The 25,658-nt window shown below is 51.6% G+C and carries 25 protein-coding genes; 15 read left to right on the plus strand and 10 right to left on the minus strand.

Annotated elements, in window-relative coordinates; translation table 11 throughout:
• Positions 1–83 precede the first annotated feature (83 nt).
• The 3 genes from VK694_01175 (at position 84) to VK694_01185 (ending at position 2,561) form a co-directional block, all read left to right on the plus strand.
• A complete protein-coding gene (locus tag VK694_01175; protein HTE57328.1) occupies positions 84–446 on the plus strand; it encodes an inorganic diphosphatase in 363 nt (120 codons plus the stop codon).
• A 346-nt stretch (positions 447–792) separates the two neighbouring features.
• Positions 793–1,461 (plus strand): hypothetical protein, encoded by a 669-nt coding sequence (locus tag VK694_01180; GenBank protein ID HTE57329.1) that lies wholly within the window; start codon positions 793–795, stop codon positions 1,459–1,461.
• Between the two features lie 107 nt (positions 1,462–1,568).
• Positions 1,569–2,561, plus strand: a complete 993-nt coding sequence (locus tag VK694_01185) for a hydroxyacid dehydrogenase (GenBank protein HTE57330.1) — start codon at positions 1,569–1,571, stop codon at positions 2,559–2,561.
• Between the two features lie 14 nt (positions 2,562–2,575).
• Here VK694_01185 and VK694_01190 read toward each other — a convergent pair whose 3' ends face one another.
• A complete protein-coding gene (locus tag VK694_01190; protein HTE57331.1) occupies positions 2,576–3,103 on the minus strand; it encodes a hypothetical protein in 528 nt (175 codons plus the stop codon).
• 84 nt (positions 3,104–3,187) lie between these two features.
• Between VK694_01190 and VK694_01195 the strand changes: the two genes are divergently transcribed.
• The 5 genes from VK694_01195 (at position 3,188) to VK694_01215 (ending at position 7,364) form a co-directional block, all read left to right on the plus strand.
• Entirely contained in the window at positions 3,188–3,622 is a 435-nt protein-coding gene (locus tag VK694_01195) for an NUDIX pyrophosphatase (GenBank protein HTE57332.1), read from the plus strand.
• On the plus strand, positions 3,619–4,116 hold the full coding sequence (locus VK694_01200) for an AAA family ATPase (protein ID HTE57333.1): 498 nt from the start codon (positions 3,619–3,621) through the stop codon (positions 4,114–4,116). Before VK694_01195 ends, VK694_01200 begins: the two co-directional genes overlap by 4 nt.
• A 243-nt stretch (positions 4,117–4,359) precedes the next feature.
• A complete protein-coding gene (locus VK694_01205; GenBank protein ID HTE57334.1) occupies positions 4,360–5,787 on the plus strand; it encodes a phospholipase D-like domain-containing protein in 1,428 nt (475 codons plus the stop codon).
• Between the two features lie 113 nt (positions 5,788–5,900).
• Positions 5,901–6,836, plus strand: a complete 936-nt coding sequence (locus tag VK694_01210; protein HTE57335.1) for a hypothetical protein — start codon at positions 5,901–5,903, stop codon at positions 6,834–6,836.
• Between the two features lie 9 nt (positions 6,837–6,845).
• Positions 6,846–7,364, plus strand: coding sequence for a hypothetical protein (locus VK694_01215; GenBank protein HTE57336.1), 519 nt, complete (start codon positions 6,846–6,848; stop codon positions 7,362–7,364).
• Between the two features lie 94 nt (positions 7,365–7,458).
• Here VK694_01215 and VK694_01220 read toward each other — a convergent pair whose 3' ends face one another.
• Positions 7,459–7,830 carry a hypothetical protein gene (locus VK694_01220; protein ID HTE57337.1) on the minus strand — a complete coding sequence of 124 codons (372 nt, stop codon included), beginning with the start codon at positions 7,828–7,830 and terminating at the stop codon, positions 7,459–7,461.
• Positions 7,831–7,995: 165 nt separating this feature from the next.
• On the opposite strand from VK694_01220, the gene VK694_01225 reads away from it, so the two are divergent.
• Complete coding sequence (locus VK694_01225) at positions 7,996–8,646, plus strand: hypothetical protein (GenBank protein HTE57338.1); 651 nt, start codon at positions 7,996–7,998, stop codon at positions 8,644–8,646.
• A 19-nt stretch (positions 8,647–8,665) separates the two neighbouring features.
• On the opposite strand, the gene VK694_01230 is transcribed toward VK694_01225, so the two are convergent.
• Entirely contained in the window at positions 8,666–10,351 is a 1,686-nt protein-coding gene (locus VK694_01230; protein ID HTE57339.1) for a PspC domain-containing protein, read from the minus strand.
• Positions 10,348–10,695, minus strand: a complete 348-nt coding sequence (locus VK694_01235; GenBank protein ID HTE57340.1) for a PadR family transcriptional regulator — start codon at positions 10,693–10,695, stop codon at positions 10,348–10,350. Before VK694_01235 ends, VK694_01230 begins: the two co-directional genes overlap by 4 nt.
• Before the next feature lie 98 nt (positions 10,696–10,793).
• On the opposite strand from VK694_01235, the gene VK694_01240 reads away from it, so the two are divergent.
• Entirely contained in the window at positions 10,794–11,438 is a 645-nt protein-coding gene (locus tag VK694_01240) for a hypothetical protein (protein ID HTE57341.1), read from the plus strand.
• 75 nt (positions 11,439–11,513) lie between these two features.
• Here VK694_01240 and VK694_01245 read toward each other — a convergent pair whose 3' ends face one another.
• Positions 11,514–13,262: a cohesin domain-containing protein gene (locus tag VK694_01245; GenBank protein ID HTE57342.1), complete on the minus strand. Its 1,749-nt coding sequence runs from the start codon at positions 13,260–13,262 to the stop codon at positions 11,514–11,516.
• A gap of 432 nt (positions 13,263–13,694) precedes the next feature.
• Here VK694_01245 and VK694_01250 point away from each other — a divergent pair, with 432 nt between their 5' ends.
• The gene (locus VK694_01250; GenBank protein HTE57343.1) at positions 13,695–14,459 is read left to right on the plus strand and encodes a hypothetical protein; all 765 of its coding nucleotides are present in this window, start codon (positions 13,695–13,697) and stop codon (positions 14,457–14,459) included.
• On the opposite strand, the gene VK694_01255 is transcribed toward VK694_01250, so the two are convergent.
• Positions 14,456–15,394 (minus strand): hypothetical protein, encoded by a 939-nt coding sequence (locus VK694_01255; protein HTE57344.1) that lies wholly within the window; start codon positions 15,392–15,394, stop codon positions 14,456–14,458. The genes VK694_01250 and VK694_01255 overlap by 4 nt on opposite strands.
• A gap of 220 nt (positions 15,395–15,614) precedes the next feature.
• On the opposite strand from VK694_01255, the gene VK694_01260 reads away from it, so the two are divergent.
• On the plus strand, positions 15,615–17,561 hold the full coding sequence (locus VK694_01260) for a ribonuclease J (GenBank protein HTE57345.1): 1,947 nt from the start codon (positions 15,615–15,617) through the stop codon (positions 17,559–17,561).
• On the opposite strand, the gene VK694_01265 is transcribed toward VK694_01260, so the two are convergent.
• The 4 genes from VK694_01265 to VK694_01280 all read right to left on the minus strand — a co-directional run bounded on the left by VK694_01265 (position 17,558) and on the right by VK694_01280 (position 23,169).
• Positions 17,558–19,474, minus strand: a complete 1,917-nt coding sequence (locus tag VK694_01265) for a peptidoglycan recognition family protein (protein HTE57346.1) — start codon at positions 19,472–19,474, stop codon at positions 17,558–17,560. The two genes, VK694_01260 and VK694_01265, sit on opposite strands and share 4 nt — an antisense overlap.
• A gap of 403 nt (positions 19,475–19,877) precedes the next feature.
• On the minus strand, positions 19,878–20,252 hold the full coding sequence (locus tag VK694_01270; protein HTE57347.1) for a response regulator: 375 nt from the start codon (positions 20,250–20,252) through the stop codon (positions 19,878–19,880).
• Positions 20,242–22,278 (minus strand): PAS domain-containing sensor histidine kinase, encoded by a 2,037-nt coding sequence (locus VK694_01275; protein HTE57348.1) that lies wholly within the window; start codon positions 22,276–22,278, stop codon positions 20,242–20,244. The genes VK694_01270 and VK694_01275 overlap by 11 nt, the downstream gene beginning before the upstream one ends.
• 207 nt (positions 22,279–22,485) lie before the next feature.
• Positions 22,486–23,169: a hypothetical protein gene (locus tag VK694_01280; protein HTE57349.1), complete on the minus strand. Its 684-nt coding sequence runs from the start codon at positions 23,167–23,169 to the stop codon at positions 22,486–22,488.
• A 268-nt stretch (positions 23,170–23,437) separates the two neighbouring features.
• Between VK694_01280 and VK694_01285 the strand changes: the two genes are divergently transcribed.
• From VK694_01285 to VK694_01295, 3 genes are all read left to right on the plus strand, one after another.
• Positions 23,438–24,244: a bifunctional 5,10-methylenetetrahydrofolate dehydrogenase/5,10-methenyltetrahydrofolate cyclohydrolase gene (locus VK694_01285; protein ID HTE57350.1), complete on the plus strand. Its 807-nt coding sequence runs from the start codon at positions 23,438–23,440 to the stop codon at positions 24,242–24,244.
• A 118-nt stretch (positions 24,245–24,362) separates the two neighbouring features.
• On the plus strand, positions 24,363–25,160 hold the full coding sequence (locus VK694_01290) for a hypothetical protein (protein HTE57351.1): 798 nt from the start codon (positions 24,363–24,365) through the stop codon (positions 25,158–25,160).
• A 283-nt stretch (positions 25,161–25,443) separates the two neighbouring features.
• Entirely contained in the window at positions 25,444–25,656 is a 213-nt protein-coding gene (locus tag VK694_01295) for a hypothetical protein (protein HTE57352.1), read from the plus strand.
• Positions 25,657–25,658: the final 2 nt, after the last annotated feature.

Raw genomic sequence — 25,658 nt, forward strand, 5'->3', positions numbered from 1 at the left:
ACCCATCACTGTAGGGGCCGAGAAAGCCTCAAGCCGACTCGGCCCCTACCTCAACCTTTTATTCTCTGCTACCATATCTCCTTATGACACATTCTCATCATCTCGCCCAAGCCTTGGGCTTTATAGGCAAAAAAGTAACCGTCGAGGTGGACCGGCCATTGTATTCGGAGCATCCCAAGCACGGCTTTGTGTATGAACTAAATTATGGCTTTGTACCCGGGACCGAATCTGGCGACGGGGAAGAACTAGACGTGTATATTATGGGGATCGATAAACCAGTCGAGGCATTTGAAGGTACGTGCGTGGCCGTGGTCCACCGTACCAACGACAACGATGACAAGCTTGTTGTGGTACCCAATGGCGCTGGTGTGCCGAGTGACGCGGATATCCGAGCAGCAACGCACTTTCAGGAACAATTCTTCCAGTCGAAAATCTTTTTTACCTGACAATTAGAACGATATTCGTCAGGATCACCCAACAAATCGAAAAAACAGAAGTTCATAACTGAGCATAGTGCTGGTAATTTCCCCCAGTACTTCATGCTGGTGCCTGAAGCATTGTCACCGGAAGAGCTCCGACCTTATATCTATGCAAGATCCTTGCGTACACAATCTCAATTAACGAACATGTTGACGAACGATTGACTAAGCTTGGATAGCAAACAGCCTGATACAGGTTGAGGGGGTACTGGCAAAGTTCATAATTTTGCCCTGATAGTTCCACTGTGTCCAAATCAGCACCCCTCGCTAGGGGTTTGCGTATCTAAACGAGAAGTTTTACTATATCTCCACTGTGATAACTGTTAATCAGCCTTTTTATAGCCTTGAGCCATTAACCACTTACCTTGGGGCGTTAGAGCAAGTCACCGAGCATCCGACTGAAGCTAGTATTGCGGAGCTTGATGTTGCCGATAAGGCACTTACCGATCGAGCGGTGCTTTTCCCGAAGCAGCAGTATGTCCATCAAGAGGGGTACCGTACGTTCGGTTTCAAGCCCTGTACGATATCAGATGGCGTAGAAGCACTTGCTCGTTTAGCATTACACGAGCCGGGCAGCTCGGGCTACTCTGAGGAATATGGTCGAGTGTTTCCTTCGGGAGCGAGCCCTAATAGTGATACTGCAACTGAAGAGAACCGTCGCAGTCAGGCCAGAGGAGCTCTGATTACGCTCGGAGGTAAACTTGCTGTCTCAGGAGCTTTTATTGAACATGAGATAGAGCCAGCGTATACGGCTATCAGTGAATCCCTCGGTGCTATTGGCAAAAGTGATGAAGATTTTAAGAAATTTGGGCTACATAGAATAAGCCACCATTTGTTCAAAGAGTGTGTTTATATGCGACAAAGTGGCACATATCAAAACCCCATCGGTAACAAAGAGGCAAGGAAAAATATAGACATTGCCTGGGGTGTCGTTGGTCGCCCATACGGTGTATTCACGAAACTTATTGCAGCAGTATCATAAATCTATAAAGCCCGGTTGCCTTTACGTCGAGAGGCAGCCAAAAACATGAAACCTCTGTCGCGGGATGGCAGAGGTAAGTTGCCTCTGTTTTTTGTTATAGTAAGCACATGAATACAAAACCAACCGTTACCTTACTTATGACACCAGGGCTGGAGGATACTCTCTTTAATAAGCAGGCAAGAGCTGACCTGGAAGAACACTGTACGGTAGTTGACTGGTCTCCTGCTCAAGGTCAACCCTATACGGACAGCGATATTTTGCTGGCAAGCTGGGGCTGTCCAAAGTTCGATGCAGAGTTCTTGGAGGCTATGCCTAGTCTTGGGATGGTTGCTTACGCCGCTGGCACTGTGAAGAAGATTGTTTCCGATGAGTTCTGGAATCGTGATATAAAGATCACCTCCGCAGCAGCGGCGAACGCAGTTGCAGTCGCTGAATATACCGTAGCGGCGATGGTGATCATGGCAAAAAATATGCGACATGGCTCAGAACAGTATAAAAATGATGATAAAGAAAAGTTTCTCACACTCCGTGATATGCCGAGAGGTTTCAACGGTCTGAATATTGGCTTGGTGGGTGCTTCACATGTTGGTCGAGAAGTCATCAGGTTACTCAAGTCATACAACGTCAAGATTGCCGTTTACGACCCATACCTAGCTAACGAAGAAGCTGATGCATTAGGCGTTACGAAAATGGAGCTTAACGAACTAATGACTTGGTCTGATGTCGTCAGTGTTCATGCTCCAAAGCTACCTGAAACCCACCATCTCATTGGTCGGGAACAGCTGCTACTTATGCAGGGTGGCAGCTTCTTTATAAACACCGCTCGGGGCACAATCGTGGACTATGATGCCCTGGCCGAGATAACGCCCCAGAAAAATATTGAAGTAGTTTTGGACGTAACAGATCCTGATGAACCATTGATTGAAGACAGCCCCCTCCGAAAACTATCCAATGTCATGATTACGCCACATATTGCAGGGTCTCGTGGCAATGAACAGCAGCTAATGGGAACGCTGGCTGTTGAGGAAATTATTCGATATGTAACATCTCAGTCGCTCAAGCATGGTGTATTGCAGAGCGAATTAAGCCACATTGGTTAGCTGCAGGGCAGCGCTCAAATTTTGCTGGCAATAATCTTTTTGAGCTCTTGGCTTCTTTGTTGTCGATCCATGCCTAGTGCCCATTTCCAGGCTTTTTCATAGTATTCGGCATCTGCTAGTTCACGCTCCATGGCCGAATTTGCAAATGATTCATCCTTCAAGTCGCACCATGCGTCATAAAGAAAAAGATAAATGCGGCAGTGCTCGGCATACTTTGCGTCTTTGCGGTCGGAGTCTACCCCCACCCCGTTACCCCCTAGTAGCCGATGGGATAGCTCGTGTGAGAGCACTGCCAACTTCTCGTTATCTGTTCGATAGTCAGAGCCTACCCTCATGGGTTTGCCGGTCATGCCCGAGTTATTTACTGACCCCGCTACTACTACGGCTGTGATTTCGGGCTGCTGGAAGCTCAGGCCCGTAAGCTCCTCTAGCTTGGCTTGGACATGGCTGCCATGTGCTTGCCAGCACTTTTGGTAGCCGTACAAGGCAAGCGTGAGCTCAAATACATTTTCATCCTCAGGAGTGAACTCAAGTTTTAACATAACAACCTATTCTATAATTTTAGTTCCGATTACGTCTACGCCACTTTCATCCGACCTCAAAACTGCTTCTGGTATACTCCTGGGATGATGTATGAGATAGCCCAAGGTGTCGTGTTCCGGCGACACGAAACAGGAATTGATTTTTTGGTGCTCAAACGTGCTCCTGAAGACGGAGGATTTTGGCAAGCAATTACCGGTACTATCGAGGACGGCGAGCTTGCTCTAGAAACGTTGGAGCGAGAGCTTATGGAAGAGGCTGGCATAAGCGAAGCTATACATATAAGTGACATGCTTGAAGAATACTTTTGGGAAATACCAGAACAGAACATGAAAGGCAAGGACCACGTATATGCGGTTGAGGTAGCGGTAGATATGGAAGTGGTACTTGACCCTACGGAACATACCGAGTTCCGCTGGCTCCCACTTGCCGATGCCCTGGAGCTGCTTAGGTACGACGGCAACAAAAAGACTATGCAGCTCGTTTCAGACTATGCAGCCAGACGAGCGATGATGCCATGAAGAAGATTTTGGTTACGGGCAACGCTGGCTCGGGTAAGTCGACGCTGGGCAAAAGCTTGGCGGCATTTTCGGGCTTGCCCTATTTCGGGATGGACCAAATTGTCTGGAAGGAGAACTGGCAAAGGGCGTCAAAGGAAGAGGAGCAGAAAAAGGTTGCCGAGCTTGTCGCTCGGGAGGCTTGGATTATCGACGGTGTCTCGTACGAGGTAATGGCAGCAGCGGACACGATAGTCTTTCTGGACATGCCTAGAAGCGTTTGCTTTTGGCGAGCGGCCAAGCGCAATCGAAAGTATTTGTTTGCGTCTCGTCCAGGGCTGCCGGCTAGTTGCCCTGAAATTCTTATTGTCCCCAAGCTCATTAAAATTATTTGGCGATTCCCTAAAAGAGTACGGCCAAATATTTTGGCAGAAAAAGACAGAAGAGGTACTGACTTTATCCATATCCGATCAGACAGGGATTTAAAGAAATATTTAGCCCAAAACAGCAAAGAATAGGTGTGTTTGCGGGTTGTCGAGCGGCAATGATAGTTTCAGCAGACTTTTAATATGTCTTTCACAATTGTTGCGGCTGTTCGGTGCAGACTCTACAATGAAATTGCTTATGCGATTCAAATCAAAGACAACCAAGGGTTACACCGTCTACGCCGTGAGTGGGGTCAACTCTATCTCGTTCGCAGTTGACGCCGCCATGGCAGCCAGCCCAAAAACTTGGACAGGAGCTCTCAGCCAATTGAAATCATGGTGCAGACTGAGCCCCTGTATAGCCCGGATGACCAGCATGACGTATTTTTTAACCGCGGCGTAGCCAGCAGCCAGGCCTTTGCCCGGCAATTCAGTAATGAGACGCCGGATAAAATAGAAGACCCAGGCAAAAAGAAGGCGGTCCTGAACTGGTTGGCCCGTGACCTCAAGCGGGCATTTGTTGCCTTCATAGAGCAAGCCCAAAAGGGCGATACGGTGCTGGGCTGTTTTTATGAGTTCCGGTACGAAGAGATCGCAGTGGCGTTTAAAAAAGCTATCGACCGAGGGGTGAAAGCTCGTATAATTATTGACGCCAAACCCAACAAGCTGGACTTTCCAAGGGCCGAGAACCTGGCGCTTATCAAGAAAGTCGGTATACCTAAAAAGCACATTATTTACCGCGAGGCCAATCCCAACAACATTCAACACAACAAGTTTATGGTGCTCTTAAGGGGATCGGAGCAGACTCCAGCTGCCGTGTGGACTGGCTCTACCAATGTGTCGGAGGGCGGATTGTTCGGCCAGACTAACGTGGGCCACTGGGTGCGCAACGAGAAAACTGCTCGCCAGTTTCGAGACTATTGGCAGCTGCTGAGCACAGACCCGGGTGGGAAGGCCACGGATGATCGAGTACAGAAGATTGCCCACAACCGGGCCTTCAAGAAAGCTGTGGTTGCCTTGCAGAAAGACATTGCTGCGGATGACCTGGACGGCATTCAGACTGGTATTACTCCACTATTTAGCCCACGTACTACTGACGCCATGCTGAATACCTACGCTCAGTTGCTGGACAGCGCCAGCAGCTACGCCGGTATCACACTGGCCTTTGGGGTAAATGATGTCTTTAAGCAGCAGCTGGCCGACAACACCGCCAAAGATCAACTAACCTTCATGCTACTAGAAAAACGTGACCAGCCACAGCCGGGCAGTACCAAAAAGTTTACCTCTCTGACGGCTGGCAACAATACTTACCAGGCGTTCGGGTCATACATAAAAGACCCGCTGTACCAATGGACCAAAGAGGTCAATACGCAGTTGCTGCAACTCAACCAGCACGTCCTGTACATTCATTCCAAGTTCATGCTAATTGATCCACTCGGTGACGACCCGATTGTCGTCACTGGATCGGCCAACTTCAGTACTGCCTCGACCACCGCCAATGACGAAAACATGCTGATTATCAAGGGCAACAAAAGGGTGGCAGATATCTACTTTACCGAATTTAACCGTTTGTTTAATCACTACTATTTCCGCTCTGTCTATGAGACTCAGCAGGGCAAAAACGATAAAGCGCCATCGTCTAAGCCGCCAGATCCAAACCAGAATAGCCTATTCCTGCTGCCCAACGACAACTGGCTTGCGAAATACAAAAAAGGTACGTTGCGAAACAAGCGTGTCCAGGTTTTTCGTAACGCGCAGGTGTAACTAGGACATATCCACGGCACTGCTGCGGGCTGGGTGCGTACTTGAAAGAATATATAGAGAACTATTGAGCATCGCTTTAGTTGTGGTAGCGACTACGATATACTTTTTATCACATGGCAAGACGATCATTACTGCAAGCTGGTTTCTCTGTCGTTGAGCTACTCATTGGGTTGCTCATAATTGGCGCCATTGGTTTTGCGGGCTGGTTGTTCTTTGACCGCCAACAGCCAACACCTGCTACTACTCAGCCTGATACCGCGGCCCAATTAGGCGCTGAGGTCCTAGTGGATATTGGTAAAAGGGTAACTAGCAAGTACGACTACCTGGCGGCAGACTCTTCTTGGGTGGCACAAATGGGTTCTGGGGCTGCTCTGCAGCCAGATGGGTATAAGTTTCGGGTGAATAGTGAGTCTTTCCCCTCGCTACACATTAGCTACAAAGCTAACGCGGCGTCCGATGCGCCTTTGCTGCCACAAACCTTGGACCCGGCTGTTCAGCTGGCCATGGAAAACGCCGGATACTATCGAGCCTCTGGCGAATACGATCTTGTAAGCACCCAGTCTACTTCGGACCTAAAATACAGCTCGTACTCCACTGACGAGTCCACGTGCTTATACATACAGGACACCCAAAGAGCTGCTACCATTAGCTGCTTTACCAAAGACGAACTGAAGCAAGCCGCCGTGACCGCCAGCCCTTATATAACGAGCTACTTGGACGCTCAGCCTCACCTAGTTGCTAATCAGCTTACCTTTGGTCCTGTTACCATAAAGAGCCAAACCAAGTCGGGCGTTATTGGAGCAAGCGAGACGGCTGGATACGACATAGCCGAAGCAGTGATTGCAGTAGATGGCAGCAAAAAGTTGGTGTTGTACTACAGCCAGCAGGGCGGACCGTGGAAATACATCGCGCAGGCAGATGATGAGTATGGCTTTAGGTGCCAAGTCTTTATGGCAAACGAGGACGTCCGGAAGGCTCTGCATGGTCAGGTGTGCTTGGGCGACACTGGACACGTGCGTCTGGATTCTACGCGTCGTGCGCTGCAGTAGGGACGTTCAGTGAAGGTTATATTTGTTGGTCACCCGGGCTCGGGCAAGACATATGCTGCGGACTTGTTAAGCAAAAAAGGGCATCTGAAGAAAATTGATATTGATAGTCTTTTTGATGAACATCCCTTGCATTTTTTCTTAAGAAATTCTTATAAAAAAGCTTTGCATGCGTTGCTAAAAAACGAAAACGAATGGGTTATTGATGGCTATCATGGGCACCGGATGCCCGATAGTATTTGGACGGATTCAGATGTTATTGTGTTTTTAAATTTGCCAAAAGTTGAGCTAAAACAAAATGTATTTAACCGTTATAGAAATAAAAAGAGTGATAAAGATTTCTCGCACTGGCAGTCTACTTTTGTTAATGTACTGAAAAATCTAGGGCAGATTTATTTGCTAGACAAGCCGTTGGCCCGGAATGTCAGCAGAATAAGATCACTCACCCAAAACGATGGTAGGCTGGTGGAGCTAAGATCCAGACAGGATCTGGATGAGTTTATTGATACTTTGGTTCGCGAAAATAAGTGAGCAGTATTGGAGCGGTGTGAGGTAGGGCGGGGGGCTGGCGCTTGTACGGCCATCCGGAGTGACTTGATGCCGTTGCTCCGGATGGCCGTTTGCGCTACATGGTGAACTCGTTCCAGGACATGAGGTTGTACCTGATCATGCCGACGTAGGGGACGAGCTGGTTGTCGCTGTCGATCCAGGCCCGGACGTAGCGCGTCGCTCCGTCTTCTTGGACGAGGTTGATGAGCTCGTACTTGTAGCCGGCGGCAGCCAGATGGGCGGCGGCGGTGACGAGGTTCGCCAGGTTGTCGGGGTAGTAGAGAGAGATCTTCTGGCCGATCTCACTGGCTGCCTCTCGTTTCCGCTTGCTCAGAAACCACTGCTTCCTAAAGTCCCACAGGTGGTTGCGGGCTTCCTGCCCGAACCGCATGAGGAAGTCGAGGGAGCGGTAGAAGACATCCGTGTTGCGTGCGACGTCTTCGGGCACGGTGGCCAGGGTCGCTACCCGCGGGATCTCGGGTGGGGTCCAGGTGCTCAAGGTGACTCCAATACTGCCAAAGGACGAGACGGGAATATCTCTTGCAATATTATGCTGTTATATGTGAATTACGTCAATAATCTTCCCTGGGAGCACTCTGTTATGATTTAGGGAGTGAAGATCTATAAATATACCACCAAAGAGCACGCCGTACGTTTGGCCCGGTATGGCAGTTTTCGGATTGGCACACTTTATGAGTACCGGAGCACCGAGCATAGAGGCGGCATAGCTGACCCTGAAGAGGGTACAAAAACAATCCAAGGGACTATCACCGAGTACTTCGCGTCGGGTAGTGACATTCCGACTAACCTCGCCGACCTCGGCATTATCAAGGTCGATGGCGCATCTTCTAACATAACGCTGAATGACTTTAGCTTTAGGTCTTCCGTCAGCTCGGGTGATGCGTATATATGGTGTGGTTCGCTCGAGAATTCCTTGGATGTACAGCGACAATTTGAAGGAGCAGAAAGCTGTGTTGAAATATTTAACGCAAAAGGCTTCTTTGACACCCTAGACGCACTCATGCGTGATGCATACAACGTGCGGTACAAGGGCCTGCATATAGTTGCATACAAAGAGCGGCAGGAGGAGTGGCAGAGGGAAGGCCTGGGTGTGCATCCAGGGCTTATCAAGGCACCGGCCTTTGGCGGGCAAAAAGAGATTCGGGCCATCTGGGAACCTATCCCTGGCACCACCATTGCACCCATCACGGGCCAGAATAAACGGCTTGCTGATTGCTGCAGGCTAGTGAGGGTCAGGCGTTAGAAGCCCCACTATTTTTTACTTAGCGGATGGTGACGCAGTTGACGCTGGAGCGCTCGTCATCGTCTTGCTGCATGCGTAAGGTTTTTTCGTCTGTGAATTGCTGAGCGTTGATAGTAATTTTGGCGGGCATTTGCCACAAGTGCGCTAGTGACTCGTAGAGATTACACGTTTGCTGGCTGCTGAAGGTAAACTCGTCCGCAGCAGTGATGGTAAAACCAGCGTCACCATTCATCCAGACACGGTCCTGGGGAAAGCCGGGGGTTATGCCTGTGATACTTAGTGTGCGGGTGTCTGGCGTTGGGCTGGGGTCTTGCGGGGAGCCTTCTGTATTCAGCAGCACGTGCTTGGCGTGTACATGAGACAGAAACAGGTTGGCGTCTTTTTTTGTTACCACGGTCAGATTTTCTTGGTGTAACTCTTTTTCAGAACGAAACGCAGCGTTTTCGTGCACGGTTACCTTTTGGAGCTGTGGTCCCCGGACCGTGACCGAGACATCTTGGTTATCGATACAGAACCAGTCGCAGCCTTTGCTTCGGATATCAGAGACATTTACGGACAGTGTACTGTTCTGCAGGTCTGTTTTGACCGAGTCTTCTTTTGCCTCACCGATAACGCGGATATCTACTGAGGGGGTGGCGGCATATTCGTAGTAAACGGCCGCCTGGTCACCACTGACTTCTAGTGTCTGAAAGTCACCTACCTGGCGAGTTACGGTTTTGTGGGCCGCCTCATATCGGTCATGAATGCGAGGGCCAAACTTGGCGCCCAGTCCGACGCTCACCGCAGCGCCGACGATAAAGACAGTCCCCAGCGCAGCCGAAACCCAGAGGGGTAGGGGCCACTTTTTGCGCAAGAAAGCCACGCCAGATCCCAGCAACAGCACCAAGGCGCTGAGCGCTACGGCCATGACCAATATCACTAGAGCTGTTTCTCCGGCACCAATTGGAAAGATACGACCCGCACTCAACAACCGTTCTGGGCTGGTCAGTACATATGTACCGGCACCTATAGTCCAGATAATCGCAATCAAGGATATAACGGTCAGGAAGGTACCAATGGCGTATCGCGCCAATTTGACCAAAGCCCGAAACATTTCGGACAAGGCCTGGCCTATTCGATTACCAGCTTGTTTGGCGTCGTGCTCGAAGTCTTGGCTGGACACATAGTCGGTCAGGGCTTCGATAGTTACGGGCTTGCCCTTCATCTGCAAGAAGTCGCTATTGGTCTTTGCCTTTGGGACAAGCAACCAGAGCAGGGCATAAATCATGAACCCGCTACCACCGGCAAAAGTCAGTGCAGCGAATGCGGCGCGGAAAATCCAGGCATCGATACCAAAGTATGTGCCCAGGCCCGACGCTACTCCGCCCAAGATTTGGTCGCGCGGATCGCGCAACAAGCGGCGCGATGGATAGTCCTCGGCCTGGTGCTTTTTGGAAGGCTTTTCGTCGTCGTCCTCGAAATCGCTCGGGCTGCCCAGCTGCTCTTTTAAAAACTCTACGTCTTTGGCTACGACCACTTTGTCGGCGGTGACACCTCGTTCGGTTAGCAGTTCTGCCATGCGCAGCTCGACTTCTTCTAGCACCTCTTCGTGCTTTGGGCCTACATGTCTTTTGATGGCGTCTAGGTAGTGCCGCAGTTGCTTGTGTGCGTCTATGGCAATGGTAAATGCCGTGCGACCTAGATGAATTTTGGTTATTTCGTTCATAGGAATCCTTTCTCCAGTTTGTTTATTGAAGTTATCAGGCTTTTATACGATTGTTTGAGTTCCTTCAGCATGTCGTGGCCTTTGTTGGTCAGCCAATAGTATTTGCGCGGCGGGCCTTGTTCGGACTCTTGCCATTCGTAGCCCAGCAACTCCTCGCGCGCTAGCCGATTGAGCAGGGGGTAGAGGGTGCCTTCTACTACGATAAGTTCTGCCTGGCGAAGGGCTTTGATGATATCAGAACTGTACACCTTGCCGTCTTTGCAAAGCAGGAGCACACAGTAGACCAACATGCCTTTGCGCATTTGGCTGTCCGTTTGACTGGTGAGGTCGGTAGTTTCATTCATACGGTACTATGTTATACAAGGTACTATAAAAAGTCAACCACCCGGACTTGTCACGTTAATCGGCCGAATAGTGGAGGAGTTTTTGCTATAGTGAGCGCATGAATACGCTCTATCTACTTGGTGGACCCCCGCGGACTGCAAAGACCACTATCATGACTGGCTTGATAGCTAAAAGAAAAATCCAGTTTGTCGCTGCTGATGCCGTAGAGCATGGGCTGCGAAACGTCTTAACGGGCCAGCCACACCAGATGTTGCGGGACATCGAGTTCACTGGCAGCGCAGAGCATAAAGCTTCGTTCACGGGTGGGGGCGAACGGAAACCTTTTGCCAACAGTGGTAAGGAATCAGAGCTGACGCTTCAGGCGGTTGTGGGTATGTTTGATTACTATCGTCGTAACAAAGAGTCTGTGGCGTTTGAGGGTTCGTTGTTTACGCCTGAGTGGGTGGCTGACTTCAAGCTGTCAGGTTTCCAGATTCGGGCGGCCTTTGTTGGTTACACAAATCCGTCGCATGCAGACTCGGTTATTGCTCATGCTAAAGAAAATCCCCATGACTGGATAAACGAATGGCTGAAAAAAGAGGGCGACGAAACCGGTGTTCGGAAGTGGGTGGCCAAGCAGGTTGAAGAGTGCGCGCGCCTGAAGTCAGAAGCCGACAAGCGCGGGTATCCATTCTTTGACATTTCCAGCATGCCCTTCGACGCATACATAGACTCTGTCCGAGCCTACCTGCTTGAAGTCTGACTTTGGCATACTGCCGCTATTTGTTCTCGGATATGCAACTCCTAGGAGCTTGTAGAGGACTTTCCCGTCAGAGAATTATTTGTCGTGGAAGATGCGCAGGCTGTGATCGTCGCCGGGGTCTACCTCGGCATCTTTATGAGGTTTTTTAGGGTGCTCTTCTGGGTGGGGTTTTGCCGGCTCGGCTTCGGGCGCCTTGTGGTGTTCGGCTGGTTTTGGTTCCGGCTTGGGTTCGGTGGGTGGAGTGTGGTGCTCGACGGGAGGTGTGGGCTGCACAATTGGCGGCGGGCTTGCGTAGTGCGCGGGGCTGAACATGTCTTCGGGCTCATCTGGTTTGGGCTGATCGGACTTGTGATACTTGGCGTCCAAGTCTTGGCGGACCAGTTCGGGCAATGTGGGAGTGTGCGCGGGCGATGCAGACGAGTGGGGCGTGGGGGCGGTGGGATAGGAGGGTGAGGGCAAGATTCGCCGCCTACTTCTACGCCGGAAGATCACTAGCGCTGCTGCGCCAACACCGCCAAACAGCAGGATTGGCAGGACTATCTTCCATGGGTTTAGCTTTTTGTCTCCTGATGCGCTGGACTTTGACTCAGAGGCTGGTTTGAGGTCGATGGTAACCAGTTGGGGCGCAGCTTCTTCGGCGCCAGGAAGGGCGATCTCTGCCGATATGTCGGTGGTCAGGTCGTCTTTTGTGGCCCTGATAGACACTGCGCCTTCGGGGACGATCAACTGAGCAATGCCCGCGTCGTCGGTAGATGCATCGACTGTATCGGTCTGAACGCTGGCTCCCAGAACTGGCTGACCTTGAGTGTCGACTACTTTGACACGAATACTTATGCCTTTGGTAGAGAACTTACCATCCAGTGTAACTGGTCCGGCACCGTCGTCGCTGGTGATACGCACGGCATATTCCGTGCCGGCACGAATGACATCGCCCTGCACGACTAACCGGTGGGTAGTCGTTTTGGCCTGATCGACAACATCGTACGGCATATTCTTGTCGGTGTATCCATAGTTGACCTTGCCGCTGGCTGGCTTGTTGGTCTCCCAGTTGAGGACGGCCGAACGATATCCAACCTCCGTGATGGAGAAGTTGGATATTTTGAGGTTAGAGGCCGAGGGGGCTGACTCGGTCTGGGGCACCGTAGCCGTGGGCGTTGTGGAAGGCGCTGGTCGTGATGAGGAGGGACGGGGTGTGGGAGAGGGGGCGGGGGAAGGTTTTGGTGCTGGAGCGGGTGCGGGCGTTGGTGCTGGCGAGGGCGTCGGTGCGGGGGGTGGCGGGGCTGGTGCGGGCGGTGTAACAAAGGTGTAGTCACCCCGGCCGGTGGTAAAGGAGATACTGTTGTTGGGATAATTGACCATATAGCAACTCGCTAAGGGTGTAATACCAAATGTGCCCGTCCTTCTTGCTCTGAAAGTAATAGTTGCGTAGTGAAAATCACCTGCCGTCGAGACGTTTCGGGTGCTTTGCATTTTGATAGTGCCCGTGCCGGTAGTGCTGGGTGTATGTTGTGTTGCGGCGTTTTGGTTGGGAAAGTCGGTGCCACGCTGGATGCTCAGCACCTGCAAACCCACACCGTTATAGTTCATATCTACAAAGGCGGCGTTAATAGCGCTGGTTGACCTGACCCGTACCTGCACAGAAAATGTCTCGCCCACATTCCTGGTGCCCGTGGTCGGCGAGATATAAATATATCCAGCGGCAGCTTGGGCTTGAATGAGGAAGTAGCTGCCTATAGCCATGAAGGAAACAACGGTAATAATGGCCAGCCGCTGCCTAAAGCGCCCTAGTTTGATTTTCTGTATGTGTGTTTTGTATCTATTCATTGGCGAAAGCTCTCTTGGTAGTTTACAGAAAGAGTCTGCACCTATCTACCTTTCGCTCTGCTTTCAACCGGCCATGACCGGCCTGTAAGCAGTTAACGACGGGGCAGAGCAGTTACGATATCGTCCAGATAGGCTGCTAGCTTGAGGGCTTTTGAGCCGACTTCGCGGCTAACCGCAGGAGCTAGCCGCTCTGAGTTGTCATCCTGCGCTGCATCTACTAAAGATCCCAGCGTTTCAAATCCGTTATTGTAATGCTCTTTTTGCTCATGCTTGCATCCGGAAGGATATCAGGCATTATTAATTTCTATGTGGCCCGAGCGTAATGGAGGTAAGGAAAACGGAGAAAAGATAGCGGCAACAGCTGTCGAGACATACTTGCAATTTGCCCAAACCACCCCGCCTCGCACTGAATTGCAAAGACTGATTGGGGGCATGCGACAGGATATAAGTGATCGCTATGTGGGTATGGTTTGTAGCGGCGCTTATCTTGACCTAGCTTTGCACCCCGACACGCCCAGTGAAGAAGCGCTGGGACTTGTAGATCAGGCTTTTGAAGAATTCCACGGCTTAGACTCTGATGACTGGGAAAAGGCGTCGCCCGAAGAGTTGTCTTATCTATACCGGACATCTCTGTACGAGGCGTATGCATCAAAGTACAAAAAGACTTTGATAGGAGATGCGCTCAATCTGGCAGACGAAATAGATCTGTACAATCGGTTTCTGTACCTTGCTCATACCATGGTAGACCCTGCACCGTATCTGACCGAGGGGGCAGAGGTGCGTGGTGTGCAATTTGAGGCAAGCGTGCACTTACTGAACGCACGGTTCAATGTACGGCATCGCGGGATGCTTCAATCGGCCTGGCCCAGCCTGCCCCGCGAAGACGACCCACACGACTTCAAGCGCGCTAGCACGGCTTGGGATATTGCCGTTAGTACCGTTGATTTTATGGATCAGTCAGAGCGCAAACTTGTCCAGCTGAAGGCAGTCAAAGACAGCAGCAGATATGACCCAGCCATAACGGTCATTGTGGGCAAGACGCATTTATACACGCAGAATAGCGAAGATATTCTAAGAACAGCAATACAAGAATCCTACCCCAGCTCTGAAACGCATCGTACGCAAGCCGAAGCAAAAATGAATATGCACGAGCGTTACTTAATGGAACGATTGGGCTGGCAGTTCACGGATGACTAAGCTGCTATTTTTAGAAACTTTCGGCCAGCGGCCATGTTGATACCTTGCTGCATGCCGGCCACTAGCAGGTGTGGTGCCAAGTTTCTGTTGGCAATATCTTGCTGTATTTCGGCTCGTGCTTGTTCGATCTCTTCGTCGGTTTGGGCGCGGATGGTCTGGTGCAGGTCGTTTTTTGCCAAGCTGTCAGCGACAAAGAAAATACCCATTTCGCGTACCATATCTGGGTACAGGCTGGCGATTTCCTGTGCCATGTCCTCGAATTCCTCGGACTCTGTAAAGGCGATGGTGTAGCCAAGCTCGCTGTCCTTGGCTTTGTCACGTAGCTTGCCAAGCTCGTAGTGCAGTTGGGCGCACTGGGCCACGTACTCTATTTGGTCTTCTGTCATGCCAAATTTGGCAAAGCGATCCTTCCAGGCCCGGACAATGTTACCAGACTCGGCCTCGTGACCAGCAAAAGTAAACATGGGGTTGCCGTCAGCGTCATCGCCTCTGTATTGTCGCTTGGCGAACTTACCGTAGTCGTGGGTAGGGGCGGCAATCCTCAGCAAGTCCCACTTGGACATGCTGTCTATAGATTCATCGGCCAGACCTAGTTTGCTACCTCCGGTATCGGGGCCAAACCACTCCTCGGACTCAAGGAGGCCTGGGACGATGTCGTCAAGATATTTACCAGTCATTAGGGTGTGTCGTATGATGCCCCACTGATGCCATTTGGAATGCATTTCTGTAGCGTTGGGGTTTTCGGCAAACTGGTCCCGGTGCGGGTCGTCCGGGTTTTCATAGCGTTCACTGTTAACAAGTTCGTTGGCCCATTCAGGTAGCCTCTTTTGCAATTCCAGTACGATCTCGTCCGGGCTTAGTTCGGGATTGCCCAAGCTCTCCTGCGGGGCAGGTTGGTGTGACATATCTGGTTGGGGCGCCGAGTCTGTGTTCATGCGACTAGCTTAGCATAGCTATTGACATTTTGCTTACTATTTGTTATTATACTTTTAACCTAAGATTTCTCTTTTTGGCAAATTTATCATAAAACTATCGGTTTCCCTCTGGAAATCACCACAACCACACCATCTTTTTATAAGTCGCTGCCCGTAAACCTCTTTTAGAACGGCAGCCAAATGAAACAACTATAACCAATAAAATTTAAAGGAAATATATATGAATATATCTACTAACAAAACTCGTGGCGCAGCCATCCGGGCGCAAAGACGCAACCAAGACGACGCCCAGCGAGTGATAGATCAGTATGCGGCTGCTGGCCAAAAGCCTGGCAAGCGAGCCAATGTTGTCACTGACACTTTTGACAAACTCAAGGTCACTTTTTTGGGTGGACTATACGACGTGGGCGAGAAAAACATGGCCGTTATCGAGTACCAGAACGACGCAATTGTATTGGACTGTGGCATCAATTTGAGCGTTGATCTGCCCGGTATCAACTACGAGGTCAACGACATGGCGTACTTGGAAACTATCAAGCATAAACTAAAGGCCTATGTCATCACCCACGGGCACCTAGATCACATAGGTGGACTCCGGCATACGGTGCCAAAATATCCTGCACCTATTTATGGGTCACGATATACCATTGGCGTGATCGAAAAGACTTTCCAGGACGAGATTACAGAAACTGACTTTGTGCCAGAGTTTGTCACCATAGACATTGATGCGCACGAGCGTATCAAGATGGGCGCGTTTTTCGTGGAGTTCATCCGCGTTACGCACGCTATTCCTGATCCCGCGGCGGTCTGCATTGATACGCCGGTTGGGCGGATTGTTGCCACCGGCGACTTCCGGCTGGATCCAGAGCCACTAGACAATCGGCCAAGCGACAAAGCTCGCCTGAAAGAGTTGGGTGACCAAGGCGTTCTGTTGCTGATGAGCGATAGTAGCTATGCGGATGTTGAAGGTCGTACCCCCACAGAGCACACACTGCAAAAGAGTTTTCATGACGTTATCACAAATGCCACAGGGCGCATTTTTGTGGCAGTCTTTTCCAGTAATATCAACCGCACTCAAATGATTATCGATGCCGCCGTAGCTGCTGGGCGTAAGGTAGCGTTGGATGGCCGCAGCATGATTGCTTATGCCGAGATTGCTGTGCGCCAAGGGATCTTAAAAGTTCCAAAAGGCACCATTGTATCCATGCAGCAGGCCAGCACCATCCCGGCAGACCAGTTGCTGGTGATGTGCACGGGTGGGCAGGGCGAACCAAACGCTGCACTGCAGCGCATGAGCGAGGGCCAGCACAAGTACGTTAACCTGAACCAAGGCGACACGGTCCTCATCAGCTCGTCACCAATACCCGGCAACGAAGTGTCTTATGATCACATCAGCAATCGGCTCAGCAAAAAAGGCGTGCACTTGTTTCGTCACCCAACCCACCAACTGGACGGCTGCGGTCCGCTGCACGTGTCTGGGCATGCCAAACGCGACGAATTGCGAGAGATGCTGCAGCTGGTTCGGCCCAAGTTCTTTATCCCTGTGCATGCCGGTACCTTGCGACGAACCTATCATGCCGAGTTGGGTGTGCAGGAGGGTATTCCGCGCCGGAATGTTTTCCTACCGGACAATGGCGACAGCTTATTGTTTACGGCTCAGACTGGTGAGCCCGGTGGGCAAGTGCCACATGGCAGTTTGTTGGTCGACCAGACTGGCTCTATCGTCAGTGGCATTGTCGTGAAAGACCGTCTGATGCTGAGTGAAGAAGGTATCTTGGCGGTTGTCCTAACCATAGACAAGAAATCCGGCAAGCTGCTAACCAGCCCCGATATCATTAGTCGTGGTTTTATAGCCATGCGCGATAACGAGGAGCTCATGAATAGTTTTAGAGATGAACTGCGTCGGGCGGTCCAGCAGCGTTTCAAGCGAATTGACCTGGACCGTTTCAAACTAGAAATGAAGGACCTCATTGCCCATTTTTGGTTTGAGCAAACCGGCCGCACGCCCATTGCCATTCCGGTAGTTAACGTTATCAGTGGCAAGGCATCAGCCCAAACTAGTCACGCAAGCGCCAAACAAAAACCTGGTGAAGATTTGGTGGCACTGGAACAAAAGCGTTTCCAAGAAATGCGTGCCCGCCTGCTGGGCCAAGACCAAAGAGACTAATACATCACAACGTCGCTGGCTTTGACATATGCCTGGCGGTGACCGTAAGTGATGGGTAGGTACTTCTCGGTGCCCATGGTAATAGTGCCATCACCCGGGGTGCTGCGGTCAAAGGCCAATACATGGAAGTAGTCGTTGGGCACCTTTGGCTCATAGACGACGTAGGATTGACCGGCTGGAATAGTGTATTGCAGGGGCACAATAGTTTGCACTGGAGCGTGTGTGGTATTGTAGGCGCCAGGCTCGGGCAGGGGTCTTCCGTAGACCGGCACAGAACTTGCTCCGTTTTTTGCTTTTACAAGTTTTGAACGGCCCGGTAGCGCGGTTTTGCTGGGTCCGGATGGGTTGTAGAACCAGCCTTTTTGGCCGTTAAACCAGATAGCTGTCCAGTCGCCGCTCCTTCCAGCAACAGCAAAGTGCTGACCGTGCGTGGCTTTGGCGCTCCAATCTTCGGCTTTGGTCGTGCCTGCCGTGCCGTCAGGATGCAAGCCGGCGTCAGTCAGTAAGTCAGCGGTTGGGCTGGGCTCTTTACGCAAGTACACAAAATTAGCAGATTGGCTTGGTAGCGGGGTGCACGTGGTGCCTGTGCAGGTGGTGATTGGTGGTTTGTTGGTAGTAAAGTTTGGGGCGATGGTAACTACGTCGCTGCTACCTGGCGCTGCGGATGTGTGTGTTCCGAGTAGCTCCATGTAATGGTTCCAGTCCCAGAAAGGGCCTGGGTCCCAATGTGCACCGGCTACTCGCTCGGGTGTGGGGGCGTGATATTGACTGTGCCCAACAATATGTTCGCGGTCCAACGGTACGTTATACTTCTCGGCCAGATAGCGGACAAGTTTGGCAGACGAGCGGTACATAGCCTCGGTGTACCAGGCGGCACCCTCGGTTGCAATGCCCTCATGCTCAACGCCAATAGAATGCATGTTGACATACCAGTTGCCAGCATGCCAGGCAACATCTTCATTTTTGACCATTTGCGTTACTTCACCATCAGAGGACCGAATCACATAATGAGCCGCTACGTATGATGCCGGGTCACGGAACCAGTCTATGGCGCTTTGATACGAGCCTTCGGTATCATGAATGACAATATATTTGACCTTCATATCGTTCGGACGGTGGGCTTGGTCATAGTTGCCGTAGTCAACGGGGTCATTTGGGTTGTTCTGTGCAAACCGAGCCGGTACGAATTTGCAAATGATGGTACGGGGACATTCTGTCTGGTTTTGCTGCTGGTTGGTGTGGCGGCCAGATCGGGGTAAGCGTAACCGCTCTACTCGTGATCGGTTTGGTCTAACTGGTCTGCCCGGCATGCTGACCGACTGACCATCCTCGGTGTGGCGGGCAGCGCCATTTTGTACTGTGTTATATACGTCATTGGCGAAGTCCTCGGCGCTTTCTTGGTCGGGCGAATCGGCTATTTTGGCAACTGCGCCATACCACTCGTCAACGTGTGTAGGCTCTTGTCCGTCGTTAGTTTCACGGCCGTATTTGGCCAATATGGCTGCCCCACCTCTTATGTTTTGGCGGTCATCATGCTTCAGTGTTTCGACAGAGACTTGCAGTTGGGCAGCTGCCTCGTCCAGGGTGTGTTTTCTTGAAGAGTGTCTGTTTTGTCTGGGGCGGTGCGGATCACCACGGCCGTCCTCTGACTCGGCTTCTGAAGTCAAGTGCATCAGGCCATAGCCACCACTGGCGCTGGGCCTGCCTTTGTGATTTTCCCAGCGTGTTTGGTTATATGAAACGGCCATTAAGATTTCTTGAGGCACGCCAAACTCTGTGCTAGCCACCGCAAAGTCTTGTTGTGTGTTTTGATTGGCAGCCGATGCTACTCCAGAAAGAGGGAGTGATACCGTAGCAAGCACTGCAGCAAACAAACTCGCTTCTTTGACACATCTTTTAAAGGTTAAGCGCATACAGGATCCTTGATTAAGTTTCTTTACTTTACTAAACAAAACTTAGGGTAAGTATGAGCTTTTTCACAGACGTAAATGGGATCTGGCGCTCGTTTAATAATCTTTGAAGAAGTGCCCTATAATATCATAGTCGTTACATAAGATTCTTTACAGCGCGTTTTGGCATAGTTTTATAAGCTAGTATTGCCACCTAACCGAAAGGAGGCAAAACATGGCAGAAAAAAGCAAACGTGGGTTGGCTAGCGCTGATGCGGCAACCCGAAAAGCAGTCGCCAGCAAAGGTGGCAAAGCCAGTCGTGGCGGTGGCCGTCGCAAGGTCACCATCCCTTAACGGTGCCCAAAAAAGCACGAACAAAAAGAGACATGTGACCCTAAGAGCCTCCCATCCCCGGAGGCTCTTTGGCTATACTAGTAAGCTTTGTATGGTAAGCGCCAGTTGCTTGGGCGATAGGGTAGACTTGAGGATATTTTCGGACACTCCCAAAGCTATCATTTGGTCCAGTTTCTGTTGATCAGATAGGTTGCTAAAAGCAATAACTTTAACACTTGGAAAATTCTTGGTGAGCTTTGCGAGGGTTAGGAATGTCACTCCATCCATTTCGGGCATGAGGATGTCTAGCAGAATAAGGTCGGGCTGAAAAGTTTTGAGCTGCTTGAGCGCCAGCCGGCCATTGGTGGCCGTTGCCACTTCATAACCTTCCTGCGTCAGGATTTGGCAATACGCCTCGCGCAAGATTTGTTCGTCCTCGACAACCAGTATTTTATACTTAGTTCCCATCTCCTGTGTGCTTGCCTTGAGGGATTTTTATGGTAAATGTCGACCCTTTATGCAGCCTTGAAGTAACGTCAATGCTGCCATGGTGGAGACTCACGATCTTCTCCGCCCAGTATAATCCCAAACCGGTACCGCCGACTAGTGTAGATAACGAATTGCTGACGCGTGAGAACTTTTGAAACAAGCGAGGGATATCTTTTTGGGCAATACCTACGCCTTCGTCCGTAACGCTGATAGTAACGTGGTCTTTGTTTTTCTTCAGCTGCACCATGATTTTCTTGCCCTCGGGCGAGTATTTGCCGGCATTGTCTATCAAGTTCTCTAGGACCATGCGCATGCGTTCGGGGTCTATAGACGCTGGCACTTTTTTACGCACGTGCCTAAAGCTGACGCCTTGTTTCTTTTGCTTGAACTTGTCGGCTTGCTCGTCGATGATGTCGTCTATCATGTCCACCAGGTCGACCTTTTGCTTGCGCAGGGCGACCTTGCCGGCGTCTATGTGTGCCACCTTGAGTAAGTCGTCGATGATATTCAGCTGGCGTTCGTTGCTTTCATAGGCGGTATGTAGCATCTTCATCTGAGGCTTGCTGAGCGGCCCCCCATACCCCTCTAGCAGCATGCCGATGTACTGCTTGACCCCCGTAGCCGGTGTACGTAGCTGGTGCGATGCCAGCGAAATAAACTCGTCCTTGGAGTTGTTTAGTGTCACCAACTGGTACTGCTGTTCGCGTAATTTTTGGTTGACCTCCTCCAGCTCCTCTTTGCTTTTCTTGGTGTTTTTGACCTCTTGTATGTCGGTCATGGAGCCAATAAATCCCAAGAACTCGCCCTCGGGTGAATAGCGCGGAGTGCCATTGGCCAGCATCCAATGGTAGGTGCCATCGTGGTGGTGCAGGCGATATTCCAGACTGTAGGAGGCGCGCTCATCAAAAGCTTGGTTATAGGTTTTTAGATTGCGCTCGTAGTCGTCTGGGTGGATGCCTTTGGTCCAGCCGCTCCCCAGCTCTTCGGGGAGGGTGTGGCCGGTAAAATCCAGCCACGGTTTATTAAAATAGGTGCGTTGTTTGTCTGGCCCGGCCATCCAGATCAGTACTGGAGCTGTGTCGGCCATCATTCGAAAACGTTGCTCGCTCTCGTGCAGGGCTATCTCGTATCGCTTGCGTTTGTCTATGAGCATGCTGGTGCCCACCATGCGCACGGCCCGGCCGTTTTCTAGGTAGGCCCGGCCCTGGCCCATCACCCAATGCTCAGTGCCATTGGGCCACAACACCCGGTGTTCAAAGCTGTAGCTGCTGCCGTCGCTGAGGGATTTGTCTATGAATGATTGCACGCGTTGGCGGTCGTCAGGGTGAACGATTTGTTTGTAGAGCGCATAGGTGACAACATCCTTGGCCTTCAGGCCAAAGATACGCTTGAGCTCGTTGGTCCAGGTCAGCTTGTCGTTGGCGATATCCCATTCCCACATGCCGGTTTGCGAAGCGGCTAGGGATAGTTCTAGGCGTTCCTGGCTGGCGTGCAATGCCCGTAGAGCAACGCGTTGCTCGGTGATGTTCTGTTGTGTTCCCCAGGCATGTACCAAATGGTCGTCTCGCACCATACCTACCAGACTATTCCGGAAGTATTTATCGTTACCCTTGGTGTCGTGCTCGTGTGACTCGGCACCGGAGAGGTTGTAGCCGTTGGCGATAAAAGCTTTGAGGTATTCGATGTTTTTTGGGTCGTCTTGTATCAGCAGGTCACCCAGCCGGGCGCCCACAATATCTTCGACCGCTTTTAGCCCATACATGCGGGCCATGGCTTCGTTGGCCTCAGCCAAGTAGGCGTACTTGTACATCAGCTCGATTTGCCGAGTGGGCGATAGCCTTATAGAAATAGGCTTTTCGACCTCGACCCGCCAGATACCTTCGTTACTGTTATGAATAAAGGCCTGGTAACGTTCTTCGCTGGCGCGCAAGCGATTCTCGATAGTGTGTGTGCTATCGACTGGTTCAGTGCCTTTGGCCGTCTCCTGACCTGTTTTGGCTTTCACAGTTTTATTATAACGCTGTAAATCTGCGTGAAAATATAAGATCGCATACAGTAGACGTTTCGTCTTGGCAGAACTCACCTGAGGTGAGTTCTAGACTCGTCAGCACAAGCAAAACTTGTGGACGTCTATCTGTATGCCGGTGGGCGGGGGGTGAGTGTGCCCTCCGGCATACAGATGGTGCAGACGTATAGAGAGGATGTGGCTGGGTTAGCCGACGGGTGTGCTGGCGACTGCCTGCATGACGGCTTCGTGCCGCTGCAGCCTGCCGTATTCGGCCGTGGTCTCCGTGACCCATCCATCGTTGCGGATGCGGGCGAGGGTGGTGGTCAGGTCGAACCCGAACATGCCATCGCGGTTGGTCACGTCGACCTTCAGCATCTTGCTCAGCATGGTGAGTGCTCGGATGTTGCCGGCGGTCTTGATCTGCAGCCAGTCGGGTACGAAGAAGAAGCCGTCACGCATCTCGTCGTTGTACCCCGCGGCTCGCGGGTGGGACAGACGGACGTGACCTTGGGCGCGCAGCTCGGGCTTGGTGTCACGGGGACCGGTCAGGGTCGTGACGAGGGTCTGTCGCAGTATGCGCTGCTTCTCGAGCTCTCGCGATAGCTTGACGATGTCACCTCGCTTGACCATGCTACAGGCCTCGCACATGAGGTCGTCCTGGCTCAACCGCTCCTTGACCACGTCGAACGTGGGCTCGTCGCCGATGATCCAGGCCCGGTACACGTGGTTGCCCTTGCAGAGGCGGCAGGGGGCGAAGACCCGGAGGATGTCGTCGTAGGATCGGTCCGTCACCTCGAGCTTGATGATGTAATCGCCGTAGCGGAAGCCCGAGTCGGTCGTGACCGACTCGTCGAGGGTCAGGCCGAAGGCGGTGGTGGGGTGGGTCATGGGTAGTGCTCCAGTCTCTCTGGTGTTTCGAATGCGAATAGCAGGACACAACATCCGGTGATGTCCTGTTACTCGCATTCGTGCCAGCGTGGAATACTACGTCTCTCTAAACGTGCGTGAGTTGCCCGTGAGGGCAATCATATAATTTATAACATTTTTGTTTATAAAAAGCAATAGATCTTCAGTATGACAAACAGGGGTGATTGGTGTGCCTAGCGCGACGCTGCAATTAGTCAAGAGGTAGCTTTTCTGCTAGGATGTACCCCATATGAAGCTACTAAACGGCAAGGAACTCGCTGATTTTATTAAGCAGCGCCAGGCCCAGCAGGTGCGTGCACTGCGTCAGGCCTCTGGCGTGGTACCCAAGCTGGCTATTATTCAGTGCATAGATGACCCCGTTATTGATACGTACGTTCGGCTCAAAAAACGCTACGGCGCAGACATCCTAGTAGAAGTAGAGCATCACAAAATAGAGCAATCAGAAATTGCAAATCTGTTGCAACAACTGAATAAAGACGACACCGTTCATGGCGTTATCGTTCAGTTGCCGCTAGTAGACCCTGCTCAGACTGACGAGATCGTAAACTTGGTGGCGCCAGAAAAAGACGTAGACGCCCTTGGCAAAGAGGCCAAGTTTGACCCAGCCACACCCATGGCAATACTGTGGCTACTGGCCGGCTATAACGTAGACCTGAAAGGCAAACACATCTTGCTGATTGGTCGTGGCAAGCTGGTGGGCGCACCATTGGAGCGCATGCTGTTATCTGCTGACCAAGATGTAGAAGTCATTGATCGCGAAACTACTGACCTGTCTGCTCACACAAAGGGTGCAGACGTTATCATCACCGCCACCGGCAGCCCTGCCATTTTGTATCCCGACATGATCAAAGAAGGGGCAGTAGTGGTAGACGCAGGTGTTGCCTCAGAATCTGGCAAAACTGTCGGCGACCTAGCAGCAGAAGTCTACAACCGCGACGACCTGACCATCACCCCCTCAAAGGGTGGTGTAGGACCTCTCACCGTCTGCGCCCTCTTTGATAATGTCATCCGCGCCGCTCGCCGCACAACAGAGTAGAAATATTGACTTTTTCACTATAAATTATAAAGTATATTGGTCTTCGTAGTTTTCTCTTGGAGGCACCTTAAGGCATCTTATCTTTGTTTACCCCGAACGTCATGAAAGGACGTGAATCGTGAGTAATGCAGTTTCGAACGATCTGCTGGAGTGGATCGCCCAGGGCCATTTCAGCCCGCGTGTGCGCGAGGCTGTGGATGACATCCTCAACCCTGTCGCTGGTACCAGCTGGTACACAGAGTTGGAGCAATCTGTCGGACCCGGTGGTGCGCTCAGGCAACTGAAGGAGTGGGTGGATGCCATGCGCATCGATGAGATCAGTAGCTCCATGGAAAGCATCGCTGCAGGCATCATGCATCTGGCTGCCTCTGACACCGCCAGCGATCTGCCCAACACGGGTCCCATCGAGGTGGTTACTGCCGATAGCGGCAGTCTCTTCCCCGGGATGGTGGACTGTGCCAGCGACGCAAAGATGGTCGTCGTCCTCAACCCCAGCACTCCCCGCTGTCCGTGCAAGCCGCCCGTTCACGCGGACGTGTTCAGTCCCAAGGCACCCCTTGGCCTGAGGGCGATCACCCTCAGCTGTCACCCCGCCACACCGACGCGCAATCGCCTCTGTCTGGTGCTGCAGCCGCCGGGTGCCGACCCCGCCACGTACAATCTTGTCGAGTTCGACATGGCGGGGATCATGACCGTTCAGGCAGTCAAGCCCTTCCTGTTGGCCGGCGGCCCTTTCCAGGCCGCCATGGGCGTGCTTCCCTTCGACCAGGTCTGGGCGGCGAGCGCAAACGACCTCAGCAGGGATCCAGACCGTGCCTTGGGCGCTGGTTGTAGCGAGCTGCTACGGCAGAAGGTGCCCTTCCTGGGGATGTACCTCACCGCTCTGGCCAATCTGCTGAACAACCACGAACACTGAAGAAGATGCCACCTCGTGGGAGCACCAGCAATATGAGCACTTCGCTCGCTGGTGCTCCCACTACTTCATTCCTATGCATGCGTAACTATTAAAAACTTTATAAATGCCTTTAACTCCATGCGTATTTTTGACTACAACTAGTGGTCAATTTTCCAGATGTGAAAATGCTTAAGCTGATTAAGTAATATATTTAGCTTGTTGGAATTCTCTCATAGCACTTAGATGCCTGGCATTATATAAGGACTGGTAGATCTACGCTTCATAAATCTAAGGGGGAAATGCAATGAGCGACACAAGTTCTGTGCCAGCTGTTGCTAGTGCCAAAGCGGTGACAACCCGCAAGAACTCCTACTGGTGGATTGTGGCTATTGTAGCCATAGTCGCTGTAGCCGTTATTGCCGGTATCTGCATTGTGCGAGGTATGCGCTTTTCCGGCCAGTTTGTTGTCGGCAGCAAATCTTGGTACGGTAGCAAGGTGTATGTCGGCTGCCAATAGGC

It is taken from the genome of Verrucomicrobiia bacterium (genome assembly GCA_035489575.1).
Taxonomy (GTDB): Bacteria; Patescibacteriota; Saccharimonadia; order Saccharimonadales; family JAGQNK01; genus DATHJY01.